This is a genomic window from Salinisphaera sp. (genome assembly GCF_002729955.1).
Taxonomy (GTDB): domain Bacteria; phylum Pseudomonadota; class Gammaproteobacteria; order Nevskiales; family Salinisphaeraceae; genus Salinisphaera.
In genome coordinates, this window is sequence record NZ_PBYA01000004.1 from 1 (window position 1) to 16,378 (window position 16,378).

General features: G+C 63.1%; 15 protein-coding genes and 1 rRNA gene. 5 read left to right on the forward strand and 11 right to left on the reverse strand.

What is annotated here, in order from left to right; genetic code table 11:
- A 16S ribosomal RNA gene (locus tag CMN27_RS00635) occupies positions 1-117 on the reverse strand; the annotation flags it as partial.
- A 575-nt stretch (positions 118-692) separates the two neighbouring features.
- On the reverse strand, positions 693-1,901 hold the full coding sequence (tyrS, locus tag CMN27_RS00640; protein WP_366515376.1) for a tyrosine--tRNA ligase: 1,209 nt from the start codon (positions 1,899-1,901) through the stop codon (positions 693-695).
- A gap of 171 nt (positions 1,902-2,072) precedes the next feature.
- Here tyrS and CMN27_RS00645 point away from each other — a divergent pair, with 171 nt between their 5' ends.
- Positions 2,073-3,713: a peptidoglycan DD-metalloendopeptidase family protein gene (locus CMN27_RS00645; protein ID WP_293623465.1), complete on the forward strand. Its 1,641-nt coding sequence runs from the start codon at positions 2,073-2,075 to the stop codon at positions 3,711-3,713.
- A gap of 99 nt (positions 3,714-3,812) precedes the next feature.
- Entirely contained in the window at positions 3,813-4,964 is a 1,152-nt protein-coding gene (locus tag CMN27_RS00650; RefSeq protein ID WP_293623466.1) for an anhydro-N-acetylmuramic acid kinase, read from the forward strand.
- 90 nt (positions 4,965-5,054) lie between these two features.
- Here the strand turns inward: CMN27_RS00650 and erpA are convergent, their stop codons facing one another.
- Both erpA and argC read right to left on the reverse strand, forming a co-directional pair.
- Positions 5,055-5,417 carry an iron-sulfur cluster insertion protein ErpA gene (erpA, locus tag CMN27_RS00655; RefSeq protein ID WP_353177346.1) on the reverse strand — a complete coding sequence of 121 codons (363 nt, stop codon included), beginning with the start codon at positions 5,415-5,417 and terminating at the stop codon, positions 5,055-5,057.
- A gap of 99 nt (positions 5,418-5,516) precedes the next feature.
- Positions 5,517-6,557, reverse strand: coding sequence for an N-acetyl-gamma-glutamyl-phosphate reductase (gene argC / locus CMN27_RS00660; protein ID WP_293623467.1), 1,041 nt, complete (start codon positions 6,555-6,557; stop codon positions 5,517-5,519).
- Between the two features lie 123 nt (positions 6,558-6,680).
- On the opposite strand from argC, the gene CMN27_RS00665 reads away from it, so the two are divergent.
- Positions 6,681-8,456, forward strand: a complete 1,776-nt coding sequence (locus CMN27_RS00665; protein ID WP_293623468.1) for a chloride channel protein — start codon at positions 6,681-6,683, stop codon at positions 8,454-8,456.
- Positions 8,457-8,582: 126 nt separating this feature from the next.
- The gene (locus CMN27_RS00670) at positions 8,583-9,008 is read left to right on the forward strand and encodes a CopD family protein (RefSeq protein ID WP_293623469.1); all 426 of its coding nucleotides are present in this window, start codon (positions 8,583-8,585) and stop codon (positions 9,006-9,008) included.
- 89 nt (positions 9,009-9,097) lie between these two features.
- On the opposite strand, the gene bfr is transcribed toward CMN27_RS00670, so the two are convergent.
- The 3 genes from bfr to CMN27_RS00685 all read right to left on the reverse strand — a co-directional run bounded on the left by bfr (position 9,098) and on the right by CMN27_RS00685 (position 10,610).
- Positions 9,098-9,598: a bacterioferritin gene (gene bfr / locus CMN27_RS00675; RefSeq protein WP_293623470.1), complete on the reverse strand. Its 501-nt coding sequence runs from the start codon at positions 9,596-9,598 to the stop codon at positions 9,098-9,100.
- A gap of 128 nt (positions 9,599-9,726) precedes the next feature.
- Positions 9,727-9,957, reverse strand: a complete 231-nt coding sequence (locus CMN27_RS00680; protein WP_293623471.1) for a (2Fe-2S)-binding protein — start codon at positions 9,955-9,957, stop codon at positions 9,727-9,729.
- A gap of 176 nt (positions 9,958-10,133) precedes the next feature.
- The gene (locus CMN27_RS00685) at positions 10,134-10,610 is read right to left on the reverse strand and encodes an RNA pyrophosphohydrolase (RefSeq protein ID WP_293623472.1); all 477 of its coding nucleotides are present in this window, start codon (positions 10,608-10,610) and stop codon (positions 10,134-10,136) included.
- Between the two features lie 73 nt (positions 10,611-10,683).
- Here CMN27_RS00685 and CMN27_RS00690 point away from each other — a divergent pair, with 73 nt between their 5' ends.
- Positions 10,684-11,373: an HAD family hydrolase gene (locus CMN27_RS00690; protein ID WP_293623473.1), complete on the forward strand. Its 690-nt coding sequence runs from the start codon at positions 10,684-10,686 to the stop codon at positions 11,371-11,373.
- Positions 11,374-11,915: 542 nt separating this feature from the next.
- Here CMN27_RS00690 and CMN27_RS00695 read toward each other — a convergent pair.
- The 4 genes from CMN27_RS00695 to CMN27_RS00710 form a co-directional block, all read right to left on the reverse strand.
- Complete coding sequence (locus tag CMN27_RS00695) at positions 11,916-12,725, reverse strand: inositol monophosphatase family protein (RefSeq protein WP_366515377.1); 810 nt, start codon at positions 12,723-12,725, stop codon at positions 11,916-11,918.
- A 134-nt stretch (positions 12,726-12,859) separates the two neighbouring features.
- Positions 12,860-13,747, reverse strand: coding sequence for a regulatory signaling modulator protein AmpE (ampE, locus tag CMN27_RS00700; RefSeq protein ID WP_293623475.1), 888 nt, complete (start codon positions 13,745-13,747; stop codon positions 12,860-12,862).
- Complete coding sequence (gene ampD, locus CMN27_RS00705) at positions 13,738-14,301, reverse strand: 1,6-anhydro-N-acetylmuramyl-L-alanine amidase AmpD (RefSeq protein WP_293623476.1); 564 nt, start codon at positions 14,299-14,301, stop codon at positions 13,738-13,740. The genes ampE and ampD overlap by 10 nt, the downstream gene beginning before the upstream one ends.
- A gap of 4 nt (positions 14,302-14,305) precedes the next feature.
- Positions 14,306-16,234 (reverse strand): DUF4105 domain-containing protein, encoded by a 1,929-nt coding sequence (locus CMN27_RS00710; RefSeq protein ID WP_293623477.1) that lies wholly within the window; start codon positions 16,232-16,234, stop codon positions 14,306-14,308.
- Between the last annotated feature and the right edge of the window lie 144 nt (positions 16,235-16,378).

Sequence of the window (16,378 nt, forward strand, 5' to 3'; positions counted from 1 at the left end):
GCATTACTCACCCGTCCGCCGCTCGACGCCCATCCGAAGATGTCGTTTCCGCTCGACTTGCATGTGTTAGGCCTGCCGCCAGCGTTCAATCTGAGCCAGGATCAAACTCTCCAGTTTAATTACTTCTCAACTGGTGCATGACCGAAGTCATGCAATGAGTCATCCTTAGCGTTAAACGCTTTGGATGCTCTATTAGGGCTTGGCTTATTACCATTCCCTGGGAGCACCCACACAAGTCATTTGCATATTGTTAAAGATCTGCAACAGAACGCTGTTAGGCTTATTGCCGTTTGGCGTCCTTGCCGTTGCGAGAGAGCGTATTCTACGCTGATCGGCTGGGCTGTCAACAACTTTTTCAAATTAATTTGAAAATTTGTTTTGGCCTTTATTCAAGGCCGTGTCACCCACGCTGCAGCTGATAGCTGTTGCGTCGGTGATCGCATTCAATCTCAAGCTAATGCTTTCGACTGCCTGCGAACAGTCCAACCAAATCCGTTAATCACTATTGTAATCAACGCTCTACACATTTTTAAAGAGCAGGCTTGCCGTTGAATGCTGTTGCGTTTTCAGCGGCTCGCCGTGTTGCGAGAGGGCGTATTCTAGGGATATCGAGAGGGGTGTCAACGAATTTCGTGAATTTTTTTTGAAAAAATTCGAAAGCCTTGTCATGACAGGCTTTTCCAGCCGCCCGATCACCCCGTTACGAGAGCCACCCGCGCAATCCTGCGTTTTCCGACCTGGATGAGATGCTCGCTTCCGGGGGCCAATTGGAGGCTCGGGTCGCTGATTCGATCGCTATCGATACGCACCGCCCCCTGTTTGATCAGCCGAATCCCTTCGCCGTTGCTCTGGGTGAGTCCGGCTTCGCGTAGCAGAGCGGCCACCTGTACGCCGGCTTCATCCACTACAAGCGTTGTGACCTCCAGGTCTTCGGGCACGACCCCATGACTAAAGCGCTCGACGAATGCTTCGTGCGCACGCTTAGCCGCCGCCGCACCGTGGAAGCGCGTCACAAGCTCGCCAGCCAGGCGGTACTTAAGGTCACGCGGGTTGGCCCCCTCGTCCACTTCGCGTCGATAGCCCTCAATCACGCCCACGGGCTCAAACGACAGTAACTCGAAGTAGCGCCACATGAGCTCGTCGGAAATCGACATGAGCTTGCCGTACTGATCATTGGGGGACTCGTCGATGCCGACATAGTTGTCGAGCGACTTCGACATCTTGTTGACCCCGTCGAGGCCTTCGAGCAGCGGCATGGTCAGAACGGCCTGCGGCGTCTGCCCGTATACCTGCTGCAGGTGGCGCCCCATCAGCAGGTTGAACTTCTGGTCGGTGCCACCGAGCTCGACATCCGCCTTGAGTGCCACCGAGTCGTAGCCTTGTATAAGGGGATACAGAAACTCGTGGATCGCGATCGACTCGTTCGCCTTGTAGCGCTTGCTGAAGTCGTCGCGCTCCAGCATTCGCGCCACAGTATGTGTCGAGGCGAGCTTGATCATGTCCGCACTGCTGAGCTGATTGAGCCAGGCGGAGTTAAGAACGACGCGCGTGCGCGCGGGATCGAGCACCTTGTATATCTGGGCCTCATAGGTGGCCGCATTCTCGGCGACCTGCGTTTCGTCGAGCGGCTTGCGGGTCACGTTCTTGCCGGTCGGATCGCCGATGCGGCCGGTGAAGTCACCGATCAGAAACACCACATCGTGGCCCAGGTCCTGAAAGGTACGCATCTTGTTGAGCAACACCGTATGCCCCAGATGCAAATCCGGCGCGGTCGGGTCGAAGCCGGCCTTGACGACGAGCCTCTCGCCATCGCGCCCAGCCTGCTCGAGGCGTGACCGGAATGCGTCTTCGGGAATGATCTCGTCACAACCCCGGCGAATTTCGCCCCATATATCCTGCATCGGCGAACGACTCCCTGACCCTGTACGAACTGTTTGAAACGCGCAGTCTAGCGGTTTCGCACTTGGCAAGCACCCAGCTTTATGCTTTTCTATCCGGATAAATGCGGGCCGGATAAAGGGGCTACCCGCAACAAATTCCTCGCTTTACTAGCACTGCTCGGCGTCTATTTTATGGGCAAGATCGATACCGATTACCTCTGGCTGCACGATGAGCCGCCGCAGCCGAGTTCGCGCCTACGCCGGCTGGCACTCATCCTCGTCGTACCGTTGATTGGTGGTGCCGCCTGGCTTACGGCAAGCCCGCAGACCACGTTGCTGGATGAGCGCGACCCGCAGAACGTTTCCGAATCGAATACGTCCGCCGACGATCTCGCCTCCGCGCAGATCGACGCCTCGGTGGGCCCGGGCCGCGCGAACGTGGCCGAGGCCAGCGAATCCGCGGCAGCAAGCGAACTATCCGAAGAGGAACTGGCCGCCAGCAACGGCGATGCCCGGTCTCTGGATGTGCCGGTCGCCCCGGTCGACCCCGACCAGGCGAACCGCGAGTCGGACATGAATGCGCTCGACCGCTCTGCCGCGAAACTCAGCACCGTCGTCGATGCCAGTACCGGTATCGATACCAACGCTGGAATGGCCGAGTCGCCTGTTCCACGCCCGGTCCCGTCGGGGCCGCGGTGGCACGACGTCACGATCCGCAAGGGCGACACCCTGTCGATCGCATTCAGCCGCAACGACCTGTCCTATGCCGATTCGCTCAAGATCGCGCATATGAAGGAGCACGGCAAGCGTTTTACCCGCGGGCTGCGCGCCGGTGACACGATGAAGGTCAAGGCCGACGCCGACGGCCACGTGCTCGCCATCGACTTCCCCATCGACCCCCTGCACACCTTGCAGGTGCGCCCTCACAACAAGGGCTATCAGGGCGAGATGGTGCTCACCGATGTCGAACACCGCAGCGCCTACGCCAGCGGCACGATCAATACCAGCTTCTATGTCGACGCACTGGAAGCCGGCCTGTCCGATCGCCAGATCATGAAGCTGATCGAGATATTCGGCTGGGATATCGACTTTGCCTTCGATACCCGACCGGGCGATCGATTCGTGGTCGTTTACGACGAGCTCTACAAGGACGGCGACAAGATCGCCAACGGCGATATCCTTGCCGCCTCGTTCGTCAATCGCGGCCGCGACGTGCGCGCCGTGCGCTATGACGAGGCCGGCGACGATCAGGGCACCGTGTATTACTCGCCGGACGGCCGGGCCATGAAGAAAGCCTTCATTCGCACGCCGGTGGACTACACGCGCATCAGCTCGGGCTTCAACCTCTCGCGCAGCCATCCGATCCTGAACCGGATCCGCCGCCATGAAGGCACCGACTATGCCGCTCCCAGCGGCACGCCGATCAAGGCCACCGGCAACGGCCGTATCGTCTTCCGCGGCCGCCGCGGCGGTTACGGCAACATGATCGTGGTACGCCATGACTCGCATCTGTCGACCCGCTACGGCCACATGTCGCGTTTTGCCAACGGCCAGGGCGTGGGCAGCAAGGTCAAGCAAGGCGACATCATCGGCTATGTCGGCATGAGCGGCCTGGCAACCGGCCCGCATCTGCACTACGAATTCCGCGTCGACGGCGACCCCAAGGATCCGGAGCGCGTGGATCTGCCCAAGGCCCTGCCGCTGCCGGGCGAATACATGGCGGATTTTCGCAAGCACTCGGCGCCCCTGCTCTCGCAGCTGGACTCGCTGACCCATACCGAAGTCGCCAGCGCCGAGCGCACCAATGACAACGAGGGCCGCTCCGCCAACTGATCGGCGCCCTCGACGTCCGCAACACACAGGCGCCGCCAGCCCCATTGAGGAGACGCCCGGTGATCGCAGCAATCGCAATCCGTTCGCGGCGCAATCCGAATGAGTGAGCCGCGCTATTACATAGGCCTGATGTCGGGGACGAGCGTGGACGCCGCCGATGCGGCCATCGTGCGCTTCGATGTCGATGGCAACCGCCCCCAGATTCTCGCCACCCATGCCCAGGCGCCGGACGCCGGGCTGCGAGATGACTTGCTCCACCTGTCACAGCAGGTCGCCGGCGTATCGCTGGCGAAATTCGGCGAACTCGACCAGCGCGTGGGCGAATGGTTCGCTCGCGCCGCGATCGCCGTCATGGACAAGGCGCAGATAAGCGCGGCCGATGTCGACGCCATCGGCAGCCACGGACAGACCGTCCGTCACGAACCCGACGCCCGCTATCCATTCAGCCTTCAGCTCGGCTCGCCGAGTCGAATCGCCGCCCGAACCGGCTGTCGCGTGGTCGGCGATTTCCGCAATAGCGATATCGCCGTCGGCGGCCAGGGTGCACCGCTGGTGCCCGCTTTTCATCGCAGCGTTTTTGCCAACGCGCAGCGTCATCGCGTGGTGGTCAATATCGGCGGTATCGCCAACCTGACCGTCTTGCCCACCGGCGCCGTGGACGATCCGCATGCCGTGACCGGCCTCGATACCGGCCCCGGCAATGCCCTGATGGATGCCTGGATCGCGGCCCACCTCAAACGCCATTACGATGCCGACGGCAAATGGGCCGCCAGCGGTCACGTCGACGACGGGCTGCTCGCCCACATGATGGCGGATCGTTATTTCGCCCGGCCGGCACCCAAGAGTACCGGCCGTGAATACTTCAACCTCGACTGGCTGCGCGGCCAGATCGACAGCCTCGCCGCCCGACCCAGACCGGCTGACGTGCAGGCCACGCTGTGCGAATTCACGGCGCGCACCATCGCTCAGGCCATCGACGACTACGGCCCCGGCGACGAGCAGGTGCTTATCTGTGGCGGCGGCGTACGCAACGCCGAACTCTATCGGCGCCTCGAACAGCTGCTGGCCCCGCGCCCGCTCGCGCCGACCGACGACTACAACGTGGATTCGGACTGGGTCGAAGCCGTGGCTTTCGCATGGCTGGCCATGCGCACGGTCCACGGGCTAAGCGGCAATGTGCCCGGCGTAACCGGCGCTCGCGCCCCCGTGGCGCTGGGCGGCATATACCAGGCAACCGAGCTGGATAACTGACCCATCCGATCGCCCGGCGTGCACAAGCATCCTTTTGCACGCCATTCGCCTGCGGCGACACCCCTCACGAGGGGCAAGGCGCGCTGTGCTTCAAACGGCGAACGAGTTGCCGCAGCCGCAGGTGGTCGTTGCGTTGGGATTGCGGATCACGAACTGCGCGCCTTCGACCCCGTCCGAGAAATCGATTTCGGCGCCGCTGAGGTAGAGCACGCTCATGGGGTCGACCAGCAGGGTCACGCCCTGCTTTTCGATGAGCGTGTCGCCGTCCTCGACGTTCTCGTCGAAGGTAAAACCGTACTGAAAGCCCGAGCAACCGCCGCCGGAAACGAACACACGCAGCTTGAGCGCATCGTTGTCTTCGTCTTCAAGCAGTTCCTTGACCTTGATCGCCGCGGCGTCGGTAAATACCAGCGCGGACTGGTCTTCTTCCATGGCGTGTGTGGCGGTACTCATAAGCGTTCGATTCCGTGGACCGGATGGTTCCTATCATATGACATCGGTGCAAGCTCGGGCTATTCAACCCCCGAGCCGCGAATACCGACGTACGACCAATCAGGGCAGCGCGCCCGGCACGGCCAGCGCACGCGTCTCGTCAACGCCGATCATCAGGTTGAAGCATTGCACGGCCTGGCCGGCGGCACCCTTCACCAGATTATCAATAACCGACAGCACCACCGCGGTGTTGCCGCCACCGGGCCGGTGCACGGCCATGCGGCACATGTTCGCGCCGCGTACGTGCCGCGTCTCCGGCATGGCCCCCGCCGGCAGTACGTCGACGAAGGGCTCGTCGGCATAGGCTTTTTCGTACAGGGCCTGCAGATCGTGCCCGGCTGCGTTGAGCTGGCCGTACAGGGTGGCATGAATGCCGCGAATCATCGGCACGAGATGCGGCACGAACGTCAGACCTACGTCGGCGCCGGCCAACGCCGCCAGCGACTGGCGAATTTCCGGCAGATGACGATGACCAGCCACGCCATAGGCCTTGAACGACTCCTGCATCTCGGCAAACAGAAAACCGGGCTTGAGCGATTTGCCGGCCCCGGAAACCCCCGTCTTGGCATCGGCGATGAGCCGGTCGACATCGACCAGACCCGCTTCCACCAGCGGCTTGAAGCCGAGCACGACGGCGGTGGGATAGCAGCCGGGGGCCGCGACCAGCTGCGCGCCGGCAATCCGGGCGCGATTGAGCTCCGGCATGCCATAGACCGCACGCTCGATAAGCTCTGGGCAGGCATGTTCCACGCCGTACCAGGATGCCCACTCCGTCGCGTCCTTGAGGCGAAAGTCCGCCGACAGATCGATCACCCGCTTGCCGGCATCGAGCAACGCCGGCACGTCGCGCATGGCCGCTGCATGCGGGGTGGCAAAGAAGACCACATCGCAGTCTGCCAGGTTAGCCGTCGACGGCTCGACGAAATCCAGCTCGATCACGCCGCGCAGCTGGGGGTAGGCCTCGGCGACGGGCGTGCCGGCATCGCCGCGCGAGGTCACGGCAATGACCTCGGCGTTCGGATGCGCGCTGAGCAGGCGCAGCAGCTCGGCCCCGGCATAGCCCGTACCGCCGACGATTCCGATGCGTTGTTTCTCGGTCATGATGTTTGCTGAAATAAGCTGCGAAACCGCGCATAATAACGCGCATGCCGTCGCGCTGCGCGCTCGCGACCCCACCCAGGTTTTCGCCACCCGGATACGAGCTCTTGCACGTACGCCCTTTCCATGGCCGCTGAACGCTCGCTGCGCCGCTCGCTGCGCGAAGCCTGGCAGGGCCGCATGGACTCGATGCGCCAGCATCTGGCGGATGTCGAGAACACCCCCGGGCTGAGTCTTCTATGCCTGCTTGGCGCAGCCACGGGCGCGCTGTGCGGGCTGGTGATCCTGGCCCTGCACACGGGCATTCATCTACTGCAGGACCCGCTGTTCGAATTGTTTGGCGTCTCCGGCGCCGGCTTTACCGAAACCAGCGTGGCATTTCGCGTGGCCGTGCCCCTGCTGGGCGCGCTGATACTCGGCCTGATCGTGGAGTGGGTGCTCAAATCCGCCGAGTACGGCATCGTCCATATCATCGAACGGCTGGTCTATTACCAAGGCGTGCTGCCGGTGAAAGCGGCCGTGGCCGAGTTCACCATGTCTGTGCTGGCGCTGACCACCGGCCAGTCGGTCGGCCGCGAAGGCGTGGCCGCGCATACCGGTGCGACCACCGGCAGCTGGCTGGGCCGCCGGCTGGATCTGCCCAACAACAGCGTGCGCACCCTGGTGGGCTGCGGCGCGGCCGCGGGCGTCGCCGCGTCTTTCAACACGCCGCTGGCCGCGGTCATCTTCGCCATGGAAGTGGTGATGATGGAATACACCATCGCCGGCTTTGCGCCCATCATCCTGGCCGCGGTGTCGGGCTCGCTGGTGACCTTCACCTTTACCGATGTACATCCGCGACTGGTCGCCGAGTACTCCGGCTTTTCGCCGATCGAGCTGCCGTATCTGGCATTCGTCGGGGCTGTGGTGGGCGTCGCCGGGGCCGGCTTCACCCGCCTGTGCGGTGCACTCGTGCCGGTACTGGCCAAGGTCCGCATCAGCCTGCGCATCGCCCTGGCGGGGCTGGTCACGGGGCTACTGGCGATTCAGTTCCCCCAGATCATGGGCCTGGGTTTCGATACCGTGAACGGCTCGCTCGCCGGCCAGTATGCGGTTGGCATGGCGCTGGGCATTGGCGTGGCCAAGTTGATCGCGACCAGCTTTGCCACCGCGGCCGCCATTCCCGGCGGCGTGATCCTGCCCACCTTCGTGATCGGCTCGGCGCTGGGCAGTGCGCTCGGCACCTTCGGTGCCATGCTGCTGCCCGGCGATGCCACCGATGCCGGCCTGTATGCGCTACTGGGCATCGGCGCCATGATGGGCGCAGTCTTGCAGGCGCCGCTGTCCGCGCTGGTGGTGATTCTCGAGCTGTCGGGCCAGACCGGGCTGGTGCTGCCGGGCATGCTGGTGGTCATCGCCGCGCTGGTGGTGTCGCGGCGGATATCGGTATCCGAATCGTTGTTCCGGCTGTTGTTGCGCCGGCGCGGGCTGGATTACCGCAACGATCCGATCTCGCAGTACCTGCGCCGCGCCAGCGTGCTGTCGGCGATGAACCGGCGTTTTCGTATCGTCGAACCCAAGATCGATCGCGCCGCGCTCGATGAAATCCTGGAAAACAAGATCGACTGGCTGCTCATTCGCTCGCGCGAGCAACGCGCCAGCCTGATGCGTCCGGGGGACGTCGCGCGCTTTCTCAATCAGGAAGAAAACGACGATATCGAGGAAGTCGATCTCTACAAGATCCCCGGCAAACGCATGGACGCCTACTCCATCCATGTTCGGGCCAGCCTTCAGGAAGCCTTCGATATGGTCAATCGCAACGAGGCGGAAGCATTGATCGTGGAGCGCAACGTCGTGGGCAGCAACGCCATCACCTACGGCGTGCTCACGCGTGAAGCCATCGACGGGACCTATCGGCCCTAGTCTGCTCAGGCCCACCCAGGTCGGCCCGGGTCAAGCCAGGGTGCGTGCATCCGTCTCGTCGCCCAGGCCTTACAATTCTCCCAGTCCAAACACAAAGCCGAATCCGGCTTTCTACAGGAGCTTCGAATGCTGTTATGGGTCAAGGCCTTTCATGTGATCTTCATGGTGACGTGGTTCGCCGGTCTGTTCTACCTGCCGCGCATCTTCGTCTACCACGCCGATACCACCGATGAGATCGGCCACGACCGCTTCTGCACGATGGAAAAGCGGCTGGGCATTCTCATGTCCATCGGCGCCGCACTGACCATTATCTTTGGTCTGTGGCTGCTTGCCGCCTACGGCGGTGCCTGGATGGCCGCCAATGGCTGGATACACGCCAAGCTCCTGTTCGTGCTCGGCCTGATCGGCTACCACGGCTGGTGCCAGGTCCAGGTCAAGAAATTCCGCGAGCGCCGCAACACCGGCAGCGCCGGCTATTTCCGGCTCATGAACGAAGTGCCGTCGATCTTTCTCGTGGTGATCGTGATTCTGGCGATCGTCAAACCGTTCTGACACCGCGACGCCGGGCATGAAAAAGGCCCCGTCGGAGACGATCCGACGGGGCCTTTGCAACTGCAGCGCCCGAAGACCGGGGCAACGGCTTATTCGCCGGTGTCCGGATCCTGATTGATGTTGGCGCCGATCTGGGACTGGTTATAGTTCTGCTCGCCCATGTGCTTGATCATGTCGAGCTGGGTCTCGATGAAGTCGATATGCCCTTCCTCATCGGCCAGGATCTCGGCGAACAGTTCACGTGTGACGTAGTCGCCAACCTGCTCGCAGTGCGTGATCGCTTCCTTGTAGTAGGCATGGCCTTCGTATTCGGCCGCCAGGTCGCATTCGAGCATTTCCTTGGGATTCTCGCCGATGCGCAGCTTGCCCAGGTCCTGCAGGTTCGGCAGGCCGTTGAGGAACAGGATCCGCTTGATGAAGCGATCCGCGTGCTGCATCTCCTCGATCGATTCCTGGTATTCCTTCTTGCCGAGCTCGAAGAAACCCATGTCCTCGTACATGCGGGCATGCAGGAAATACTGGTTGATCGCGGTCAGCTCGAGCTTGAGCGACTTCTGCAGATATTCGATGACTTTCGGGTCGCCTTTCATGGCTCTTCCTGTACGTTGGGCCGGTAACTCGTGGCCAAGCTTAGCCGACCCTCCGCCGCTATACAATCAGTAACAGGCATGGCACGCAGCGCATGCATACCCTTTCAAGTCATGGCCCGCGGGCCCTGTCAGCCGGTTGCGACCAGCGGTTCGCCGGTAGCGATCACCCGGATCGGTGCCGCCTGACGGTGCTTCTGCTGATGGCATTCATTGAGCACATCGCGAGCACACTGTGCACAGCGGCCGCAGCACCCTGCCACGCCCAGACGCTTGCGCAGCTCGCGCATGCTGCAGGCGCCTTCGCCATACGCATCGCGAATCTGACAATCGGTTACTGCATTACAAACACAAACGTACATGGGCCACCTCCGACACGCAGTAAAACGCGAATGAGAATGAGTGTCAATACGTAATTATCGTGACACTATTCGATGTAATTGTCAGCGTACACTGACACGATCGCGCTTGCACGCACGCACGTGCCGGCCGGGCCTGAGCGGGCCCGGCCATACGGAGGTCGAGAGGGAATTGCGCTTTACTGGGTATTCAGGCAGCGCGAGAGTTCGTCCAGCGCGAGTCGATAGACCTGCCGCTTGAAGAACACGACTTCGTTGACCGGCTGCCAGTAGTCCACCCAGCGATAGCCGTCGAACTCGGGCTTGTCGCAGGTATCGAAGCGCACGCAGGACTCGGGGGCGATGAGTTCGAGCATGAACCACTTCTGCTTCTGCCCGATACACAGCGGCTGGCGGTTGCGGCGCACATAGCGTTTGGGCAGCCGATAACGCAGCCAGCGCCGTGTCGACCCGATCATGCGCACGTGCTCCGGCTTGAGGCCGACTTCTTCCTCGAGTTCGCGGAACAGCGCCTGCTGGGCGTTCTCGCCCGCATGGATTCCGCCCTGAGGAAACTGCCAGGATTGCTGGCCGATTCGCTTGGCCCAGAACACCTGACCGCTTTGATTGCTTAAGATGATGCCGACGTTGGCCCGGAAACCCTGCGCATCAATCACGACGACGCCCTCGGTATAAATACGCAATCGATTCTTTCATAAATCGTTCGAAAACGAAAAAAGGGATTTCACTTTGCGACTCACGCTATTCGATCTCGATAACACCCTGCTCGCCGGCGACAGCGATTATCTATGGGGCCGCTTTCTCGTCGACGAGGGCGTGGTCGACGCCGACTTCTATGCCCGTGAGAACGAGCGTTTCCATGCCCAGTACGAGGCCGGTAGCCTCGATATTCATGCCTATCAGCGTTTCGCGCTGGCACCGCTGCTCACCCATTCCCGCGAACGCATGCAGGCGCTGCGCGCCGACTATGTGGAACGCGTGATTCGCCCGCTGGTTGCGCGTCATACCCGCGCCCTGCTCGACTGGCACCGCCAGCGCGGCGACCGCATCGCGATCATTACCGCGACCAACCGCTTCATTACCGAGCCGATCGCCGCGCTGCTGGATATCGACGCGCTGATCGCCACCGACCCCGAGATCGTCGACGGCGCCTATACCGGCGAAATCGCGGGCGTTCCCTGTTTTCAGGCCGGCAAGATCGAACGCGCCAAGGCCTGGGTGGCTCAACAGCCCGAAACCTTCGACCACGTCACCTTCTATTCGGATTCGCTCAACGACCTGCCGCTGTTGCGCTGGGCCGATACCGCCGTGGCGGTCGATCCCGACGACACCCTCGCCGCCGCCGCTCGCGAGGCCGGCTGGCCGATCGTCAGCCTGCGCGGCGAGCAGCCGCCCTTCGCCATCTCGACGGCCGAGTAGTCACCGGCAAGCCACCTGTCTGTGCGCCAATGAACGCGCCACCCGCGCAAATGCCGGGTGGTGGCGATTGCGGGCGGACCAGGTTGCGATAATCACTCGGCTTTTCCGGCAGGGATTTGTCCGCGAATGAAAGCCTCTGGTGCGGTGACGCGACACTATCGATGGCGGTGGAGAGAGTCGTCATTATCCACCTGACACCAAGACAACTCGTTTCGCCCCCTGTCTTTAACGCCGCCGAAAAGTAAACGCCAGCACCTTCGGTTTTTACTTTCAATAACTTAACGGCCATTTGCGCAACTGCGCACGCATTCGCACGCCGGCGATACGAACTGGCTACCCGCCTCTTATTCGCGTGTATTCGTGTTCATTTGCGGACCCCGTCTTTCGTCTTCCGGGTACAGACGGCCGGGCCGGATCGAATGCTCGCTCGCCAACCCGTGCGTGAGTCTCGGCGTCGATACATTGTTCACGCAACACGCTTCATTCGCGCGACTCCGCCTGCGTTTGCGGACGGAGCTTGCTCTTGCGACGTGAGCGCAGCCCTACCCCTTGGGCGCGTCGCGGGCCTCATCCCAGTCGGCCACGAAGGGCGCGATTGCATCGCGCAGCCTGCCGTTGGTCGCGAACACGCTTCGCGTGGGCAGATCGATATCGCCGCCGCCGAGCTCTGTGATATCGCCGCCCGCCTCGCGCAGAATCACGGTCAGCGCGGCGATATCGAGGATATTCAGGTCGGACTCCAGAATCGCATCGATACGGCCCGATGCCAGCAGATGATAGTGGTAGAAATCGCCGTAGCCACGGATGCGGTGCACCTCGCCGATCAAACGGCCCACCGACGCCCAGGCAGGCGATGCGGCCAGCGAGGCGATATTGCCGAGCGACAGGCTCGCCTTGGCCAGCGTATCGATGCCGGAGGTCTGGATCGGCTCGCCGTTGAGCGTTGCCCCCAGACCCTTGGCCGCACAGGCCATTTCGCCGCCGTTGAATAGCGGCGCGTTGGACACGCCGACTATTAACTCATCTTTGGGCTCGCCCTTTTTCAATAGCGCGATCTGGGTCGAGAAGAACGGATAGCCGCGTACAAAGCTCTTGGTGCCGTCGATCGGGTCGATCAGCCAGACATAGTCGGCATCGGCCTGCTCGCCGCCGAGCTCCTCGCCCTGGAAGCCGTGCTCGGGGAACGCCTGCGACAGCACGGCCTTGATCGCGCGTTCGCATTCCACATCGGCGATGGTGACCGGACTCGCGTCGGCCTTGTGTTCGACTTCGAAATCGCCGTGATAGTAGCGACGGATGATCGCCTCGGCGGCACGGGCGGCCTCGACGGCCTTGTCGAGAAAGGGCTGCAGATCGGTCAAAACGACGTCCTTGTTCAAGGCATGGTTCAGGGCCAGCGCACAGATGCTAGGCGATGTCGGGGCTTTATACGAGCGTTGACCGGCGCAAGGTGGGCGTGGCGTGCGTCGTCGGGCCGCATGCTGCGCTAGCGCAGCACGCCGAAAATCGTGAGCAGCGCCAGAATCGCCAGCACCACGAGCAGGGTTCGCCAGACCAGCCCCAGGGCTTCAAGAAGGGTATCGTCCAGCCCGCGGCCATAGCGCGTCTGCGCGTTCGCCTGGGTCAGCCCCAGCGCGCCGCGCCCGACCGCGGCCAGCAGCCGGCAACTGGCCGACGCACTGGCGTGGGTGGTGGCACGCGCCGAGGGCCAGGCCCCGATCGCGGCGCGGGTCGCGCCTACCAGGGCATAGACGAGCACCGTCAGCCGGGCCGGTATCCACGCTGCCAGACCATGCACGTATTCGGCCGTGCGCTGCATGGCACGCGAGCCCGTGCCGCGCGCGGCCAGCGCCGGCAGCTCGCGCACGCTGCGATAGAACAGCGCCCCGGCCGGCCCGGCCACGAAGAACCACAGCAGCACGCCCAGGATGCGTTCATGGCCCTGTACCAGCACCGCGCTCACGATCCTGCGACCGTTCGTATCCGAGGCCAGACGCCCGTCAGTACGCCGACATAGATCGAGCGCACAGGCCTCGGCATGGGCGAAGTCGCGCTCGTCACGGGCACGAATGAGCGCATGCACGTCTTCCCAAAGATCACGCGGGCCGAAGGTCAGCACCAGAATGAAGACGCCGAAGGCCATCTCGAACCCCAGCCACAGGTATTCGGCAATCGCCCACTGCACAAGCGCAACGACCAGCACCGGCGGCACCACCACCAGCACGCCGGCCGGCTGCTGCAGCCAGCGACGGCCCAGCGCCACGCTTTCGATCAGCGCGATATAACGGGCAAAACCGTCGGCATGACGCCAGTGCTTGAGCTGGCCGAGCGCGCGTTCGGCAAACAGCGCGATGACGATCATGATCAGGTGCATGCCCGCTCCAGCAAGTCGAAAAACAGCGCCCAGTCGAAGGCCGGGCCGGGGTCGGTCTTGCGCTGCGGGGCGATATCGCTGTGGCCGACGATACGCTCGCGGGTAAGTGCCGGATAGACGCGCATGAGCGCCGCGCCCGCCCCCGCCAGCGCGCGGTACTGGGCCGGCGTATACGGACAGTCGTCGGTGCCTTCCAGCTCGATACCCACGGCAAAGTCGTTGACCCGCGTACGGCCGTCGAAAGACGACTGCCCGGCATGCCAGGCGCGGGCATCGAAATCCACATACTGGGTGATCGCGCCGCTACGCTCGATCAGCAGATGGGCCGATACGTGCAGGTGCGCGATCTCGCGATAGAACGCATCGCGGGACACATCGAGCGTATTGGTGAACAGGGCATCAACCTGCCCATGACCAAAACACCCCGGCGGCAGGGTGATGCCGTGCACCACCAGCGTATCCACGGCCGTATCGCCCGGGCGGGCATCCTGATTGGGCGATATCAGCCGCCGCGCGGGCACCAGCCAGCCGTTGTCGATCGAAAGCGTCTGCATCGGCCTAAAAATACGCCTGCAGACCGATCGTCGCACGCAGGCCGCTATCAACCGCCGTATTCTCCCAGCCGAATTCGCTGCGCAGGCCCAGGTCACGGCCGAGGTTGAACTGCTGGGTGAGCCGGGCCCAGCGGTAATAGCCGTCGTCGCCGGCTACATATTCGAGCGCGCCCGTTTCGGCCTTGAGCTGCAGCCAGCGGGCCGGGTGCAGCAACACCCCCGCACTCGCCCCCGTGCCCAGGGCATAGCCGGGCGAGAGCGCGCTGTTGGCGTCCATCGAACCCAGACCGAACACATAGGCCAGGGCGTCGTCGCTGCCCCAGGCCAGCCCCGGGCCGCCCTGCAGGTAGTAGCCGAGATTGTTGTCGACATTGTCGAATACATTCGCCGACGGGCGCCGGCGCAGCCCGGTATCGAGCTGGAACGAGATCGGCTTGAACAGATCGTTGCGCGGCAACAGCGACATGATGTTGAGCACGGTCAGATCGTCGATACGCAGTTCGCCCTCGCCCGGATCGACCCGCAGCCCAAGATCGAGGAAATTGACCTGCGCGCCACGGGTATAGCCGCCCGGATTATCGAGCAGATCGTGATAGGCCGGGCGGATACGCAGGCCCAGCGACAGGTCGTCGCCCTCGTAGATCGCAGAGGTGGCTACCCGCAGGGTACGGTGCGCCTGGTCGGGCGATGTCATCGGCGCAGGGACCGGCGCGAACGACGACGGCCGCGCGATACGGCTGCGCGCCATGAGAATGGCGTTGGCGTGATCCGCATCGGCCGGGGCGTTGGCCGGGTCGCTCTGCAGCCGGTAGTAAAGATAGTCGTGGGCCACCTCGAGCACCTCGGCGCGTGCATCGGGGGAAAGCCCGGTCAGGCGCGGGTCGTCGAAGGCGACCTCGTCGGCCGCGATTTCGCGGGCAAGCTGGCGCTGCTGGGCGTCAAGCTGATCCGCCTGCCAGCGCAGCGTGGTTTCCAGCGAGGGACGAAAACGCGGCGCCCCCATCAACCCCGGCACGTCGGCGATGGTGCGAATGGTGTCGGCCGGAATCGCATACCAGGAATACTGCTCGGTAAGGGCAAGTTCGGGCCGGGCCACTTCGAGCAGGCTCAGCAGCTGATAGGAACAGTTCTTGGTCAGAAAGAAATAGGCGAAACGCACCCCGTCCATCTCCCAGAGATGGTCGACCAGTCGATCGGTCTCGGCATCGCTGAGCTGGAGCGGATAGGCCCAGACGTCGCGATGCTCGATCCAGGCGTACTGCTTGACCTTCTCGTAATAGGGAAACAGCCCGAAGATGCCGGCATAGCCGCCGGTCAGCCCCTTCCAGGCGAAGGCCAGACCGTGCGCATCGTCGCCGGCCGCCGCGGCGAAATTCACCGCATAGGACAACAGCTCGGTATTGCGCGCGCGCCGTGACGAATCGATACGCAGCAGGGTATGCCCGAACATCGACGACGGGCTGTTGGGAAAGGCGGTCGGAAAGATCAGGCTGATCTGACGCGGTGCCAGCGCCTCACGCCAACGCTGATATTTTTCGCAGTGCTCACCGCCCAGCGCGTACTCGTCCAGCCCCAGCCGCGCGACCAGAAAACGCCGCCGAGCGATGAAGGTACAGGCCGCCGAGCGCTCTCGGTCCTCGATATAACGTCCGTTGACGAAGGCGGCCAGGGTGGCATTCAGTTCGGCGGCCGGATCGCGGCGCCCATCGGGCGCGAGGAAGAACCAGTCGGTCACCACCGTGCTGTGCAACCCCTCGCCCAGCCAGTCGCGCTCGTAGTGCAGCAGCGCCTGCCACTGCGGGCTGTCTGCCAGGTTCTGTTCGGCGGCATGCGCCTGCAGTGCGGCGAGATCGACAGGCAGCCTATCCGGCGCGGCCTGTACAACGCCCCAGACGAACACCAGCAAAGGCGCGAGCACCGCCCATCGCATCATGACAAGGCCTTGTTCCAGAAAATGACGAAACAACACGCGGACATCATTCACTGCCTCACCATCCCAACGCTCGCGATCACACCGGCCGCCTGCGACGTCGGTGCGCGAGAAATACGGGGCGATTTGCAGCCAGCGTGCATGTCC

Bases quoted from the DNA above. Each gene is read 5' to 3' on its own strand.
- tyrS (WP_366515376.1), bottom strand. From the start codon at position 1,901: ATGCAGGATATATGGGGCGAAATTCGCCGGGGTTGTGACGAGATCATT.
- CMN27_RS00645 (WP_293623465.1), top strand. From the start codon at position 2,073: ATGGGCAAGATCGATACCGATTACCTCTGGCTGCACGATGAGCCGCCG.
- CMN27_RS00650 (WP_293623466.1), top strand. From the start codon at position 3,813: ATGAGTGAGCCGCGCTATTACATAGGCCTGATGTCGGGGACGAGCGTG.
- erpA (WP_353177346.1), bottom strand. From the start codon at position 5,417: ATGAGTACCGCCACACACGCCATGGAAGAAGACCAGTCCGCGCTGGTA.
- argC (WP_293623467.1), bottom strand. From the start codon at position 6,557: ATGACCGAGAAACAACGCATCGGAATCGTCGGCGGTACGGGCTATGCC.
- CMN27_RS00665 (WP_293623468.1), top strand. From the start codon at position 6,681: ATGGCCGCTGAACGCTCGCTGCGCCGCTCGCTGCGCGAAGCCTGGCAG.
- CMN27_RS00670 (WP_293623469.1), top strand. From the start codon at position 8,583: ATGCTGTTATGGGTCAAGGCCTTTCATGTGATCTTCATGGTGACGTGG.
- bfr (WP_293623470.1), bottom strand. From the start codon at position 9,598: ATGAAAGGCGACCCGAAAGTCATCGAATATCTGCAGAAGTCGCTCAAG.
- CMN27_RS00680 (WP_293623471.1), bottom strand. From the start codon at position 9,957: ATGTACGTTTGTGTTTGTAATGCAGTAACCGATTGTCAGATTCGCGAT.
- ampE (WP_293623475.1), bottom strand. From the start codon at position 13,747: ATGCACCTGATCATGATCGTCATCGCGCTGTTTGCCGAACGCGCGCTC.
- ampD (WP_293623476.1), bottom strand. From the start codon at position 14,301: ATGCAGACGCTTTCGATCGACAACGGCTGGCTGGTGCCCGCGCGGCGG.
- CMN27_RS00710 (WP_293623477.1), bottom strand. From the start codon at position 16,234: ATGATGCGATGGGCGGTGCTCGCGCCTTTGCTGGTGTTCGTCTGGGGC.